5 protein-coding genes are annotated in these 3,631 nt (G+C 64.5%); all 5 read right to left on the bottom strand.

Annotated features, from left to right (window positions below; translation table 11 throughout):
• On the bottom strand, positions 1-807 hold an 807-nt coding region (ruvB, locus tag QZL67_RS02860), incomplete at its 3' end, for a Holliday junction branch migration DNA helicase RuvB (protein ID WP_292919734.1).
• Between the two features lie 15 nt (positions 808-822).
• Positions 823-1,155, bottom strand: coding sequence for a DUF6054 family protein (locus QZL67_RS02865; RefSeq protein WP_022289268.1), 333 nt, complete (start codon positions 1,153-1,155; stop codon positions 823-825).
• A 45-nt stretch (positions 1,156-1,200) separates the two neighbouring features.
• Positions 1,201-1,809, bottom strand: coding sequence for a Holliday junction branch migration protein RuvA (gene ruvA, locus QZL67_RS02870; RefSeq protein ID WP_022289269.1), 609 nt, complete (start codon positions 1,807-1,809; stop codon positions 1,201-1,203).
• Between the two features lie 12 nt (positions 1,810-1,821).
• On the bottom strand, positions 1,822-2,331 hold the full coding sequence (gene ruvC, locus QZL67_RS02875) for a crossover junction endodeoxyribonuclease RuvC (RefSeq protein WP_022289270.1): 510 nt from the start codon (positions 2,329-2,331) through the stop codon (positions 1,822-1,824).
• Positions 2,332-2,542: 211 nt separating this feature from the next.
• The gene (xerD, locus tag QZL67_RS02880) at positions 2,543-3,430 is read right to left on the bottom strand and encodes a site-specific tyrosine recombinase XerD (RefSeq protein ID WP_022289271.1); all 888 of its coding nucleotides are present in this window, start codon (positions 3,428-3,430) and stop codon (positions 2,543-2,545) included.
• Positions 3,431-3,631 lie beyond the last annotated feature (201 nt).

A 3,631-nucleotide genomic window follows, 5' to 3' on the forward strand; every position in this document is an offset into this window, starting at 1 on the left:
GGGGTCCAGGCCCAGATGGTCGATCTCCAGGGCGCACAGGGCGTGGTCCGCCACCTCTTTCGTGATGACGCCGTCCGCCTTCACCTGGGCGAAGTCCCGCACCCGCCGGAGCATCCGGTTGGCGATCCGGGGCGTGCCCCGGCTGCGGCGGGCGATCTCATAGGCGCCCTCCGGCACGATGTCCACGTTCAGGATCCCGGCGCTGCGGGTGACGATCTCACTGAGTTCCTCCGGGGTATAGAGCTCCAGCCGCAGCGTCACGCCGAACCGGTCCCGCAGCGGCGCGGAGAGCTGCCCGGCCCGGGTGGTAGCCCCGATGAGGGTGAACTTGGGCAGATCCAGCCGGATGGAGTTGGCGCTGGGGCCCTTGCCCACGATGATGTCCAGGGCGTAGTCCTCCATGGCGGGATAGAGGATCTCCTCCACCGAGCGGTTGAGCCGGTGAATCTCGTCCACGAAGAGGATATCCCCCTCGCTGAGGTTGGTGAGAAGCGCTGCCAGGTCGCCGGGCTTTTCAATGGCCGGGCCGGAGGTGATGCGGATGTTCACCCCCATCTCCTGGGCGATGATGCCCGCCAGAGTGGTCTTGCCCAGGCCCGGGGGGCCGTGGAGCAGCACGTGGTCCAGTGCCTCCTCCCGCTTCCGGGCGGCCTCGATGAAGACCGACAGGTTCTCCTTGGCCTTCTCCTGGCCGATGTACTCCCTTAGGGTCTTGGGCCGGAGAGACCCCTCCTGGGCGTCCTCCTGCAAGAAGGTCTTGGCCACGATGGGCTCTTCGTAAATATCATTTCCAAAATCGATACTCATGGATTTCCTTCCTTCTCAAAGGCCGTCCGCCACCGCCCGGAGGGTGTCCAGAAACGCCTCTTCCCCCCAGGTGTTGATCTTGAAAAACACGGCCTGGCTGCCGCCGGAGGTGATGGCGGAGAGGAACAGCTCCCGCCCCCGGCCCACCAGCGTCAGGTTCATGCTCACCCGGTTGCCGCCGGACCAGCTGTAGCGCTCATAGACCCGGACGGCGCACCGCACGTCCCCGGCGGCGTAATCGCTGCCGTCCTCATAGCTGGCGGAAGAACTGCCGTCCAGGACCCCCCGGTGGAGCCGGTCCAGCACGTCGTCAAAATCGCCGGTGATGGTACGCTCGAATTTTGCCATGGTGCGCTCCTTTCCGTGCCCGCAGCCCGGCGGGCGGACGATGCCTCACTTCACCATCTTCTTCAGGCTCTGACGGATGATCTCCTCCAGCGGCAGGTTTTCCACGTCCACGCCCTTGAGGGCCTGGGCCACCTCAGCGCTGGTGTATCCCAGCACCGCCAGGGCCTGAGCCGCCTCTGTCGCCTTGTTTGTAAAGGCCGCTGTGCTTACAGCTCCGCTGCTGCCGGAGAAATCCAGTCCCGTGGCGGCGGACTCCTTGGCCAGCTTGTCCTTGAGCTCCAGGATGATCCGCTGGGCGATCTTCTTGCCGATGCCAGGCGCCGCCGTCAGCGTCTTTTCGTCCCCGGTGATGATGGCCATGGCCAGGGCGTCCGGCGTGCCGGTGGAGAGAATGGCCAGCGCCGCCTTGGGGCCCACGCCGGAGACCCCGATGAGCAGCTTGAAGGTGTTCAGCTCGCTCTGGGTGGCAAAGCCGTAGAGGTCGAACACGTCCTCCCCTACGTTCAGATAGGTGTACAGCTTCCCCCGCTGGCCCTTTTTCAGGTGGGCCAGGGTGTTGTTGGTGGTTTTGCAGGCGTATCCCACGCCGCCGCAGTCGATGACCGCCAGGTACGGCAGCACTTCCGCCACCGTGCCGTCCAGATAGTAAAACATATCCCCGTCTCCTCAGATGGTCTCTTTCACGCCCGTTGTTCTCGGGAGCCGTGAAGTATAACTCCTTGCGTGGCACAGCGCCAGGGCCAGGGCGTCCGCCGCGTCGTCCGGCCGGGGGACGGCCTTCAGGTGCAGCAGACGGCGAGTCATGTCCATCACCTGCCGCTTTTCCGCCTTGCCGTAGCCGGTCACCGCCAGCTTCACCTGCCCCGGCGTATACTCGAACAGGGGCACGCCGCACTTTTCCGCGGCGCAGAGGATCACGCCCCGGCCGTGGGCCACAGCGATGCCGGTGGTGATGTTGGTGTTGAAGAACAGCTCCTCGATGGAGATGACGTCGGGCTTCAGCTTGCCGATGAGCTCCTCCATGTCCTGGCTGATCTGGTAGAGCCGCTTGGACAGCGGCAGCCCCGCGGGGGTGGTGATGGCGCCGTAGGTCACCATATGCACTTGTGCCCGCTCCGCCTCCACCAGGCCGAAGCCGATGGTGGCAAAGCCGGGATCGATGCCTAAAATGCGCATACCGTCCTCCCGATGTACATTCTTTTTGAGTATAACAAATTTGACGGCAATACGCAACAGCAAAAACGCGCGCCCGTCCCCAAGGGACAGGCGCGCAGGCTGTGGGAATCCGGGAGTGCGGGACGGGGCCGCCTCCCCTCCCCGCTCCCCCGCGGCGGGGCAGCGGACGCCGGGGCAAAAAAACAGCACGGCTTCTTGCCGTGCTGCCTTCTCACGCCCTGGGGTGGGCCTTTTGATAGACGTCCTTGAGCTGGTGCTTGACCACGTGGGTATAGATCTGGGTGGAGGAGATATCCGCATGGCCCAGCATCTCCTGGATGGACCGCAGGTCCGCGCCGTTTTCCAGCAGGTGGACGGCAAAGGAGTGACGCAGGGTGTGGGGGGTGATGTCCTTTTCGATGCCCGCCTTCTCCTGGTAGTGCTTGATGATCTTCCAGAAGCCCTGGCGGCTCATCCGCTCGCCGTTCATGTTGACGAACAGCGCCGTCTCCTCGCTGTCGGCGATGAGCTGGGGGCGGATGTCTTTCGTGTAGTCCCGGATGGCCGTCACGGCGGCGTGGTAGAGGGGGATGATCCGCTCCCGGTCCCGGCCCCGGCAGCGGATGAAGCCCGCGGCCAGATTCAGGTCCTCCATGTCCAGGGAGATCAGCTCGCTGACCCGGATGCCGGTGGCGTAGAGCAGCTCCAGCATGGCATGGTCCCGGTAGCCCTTGGCGTCCACGCACTGGGGCTGCTCCAAAAACAGCTCCACCTCTTTGGAGGTGAGGATCTCCGGGTATTTCCGTTCCACCCGCTGGGCGGTGATTCCCTTGGCAGGGTTGTCCGCCACAGCGCCGGTGGAGAGCAGGAACTGATAAAACGACTTGACGGAGGCCAAAAAGCGGGTGATGGAGGCGGCGGATTTCCCCTGCCCCTGCATCCAGCCCATGTACTCCTGAATCATCTGGGAAGTGGCCAGCTGCACCTCGCAGTTTTCATGCTCCGCCAGATACTCCGCAAACTGGGTCACGTCCCGCAGATAGGAGCTGACCGTGTTGGGTGAGGCATGCCGCTCCCCCGTCAGGTAAGCCCGGTATTCAGCAATGGAATCGGAAGCCACGCCGCTCCCTCCTTTCCCGATTGTTTTTACGACAGCACCCGCTCCAGCGCCAGACGAAGCAGCACCGGAGAGAGCGCGTGATCGGCACACACACCTGCCAGCAGCACCGCGGCGGCAAGGCCCGCCCGCAGCCACCACACCCGGCCGTAGACCACCGGGGCGGTGCGCTGTCCCCGTCCCAGGGACAGGCTGGCCAGCGTC

It is taken from the genome of Oscillibacter sp. CAG:155 (genome assembly GCA_000436875.1).
Taxonomy (GTDB): Bacteria; Bacillota; Clostridia; order Oscillospirales; family Oscillospiraceae; genus Oscillibacter.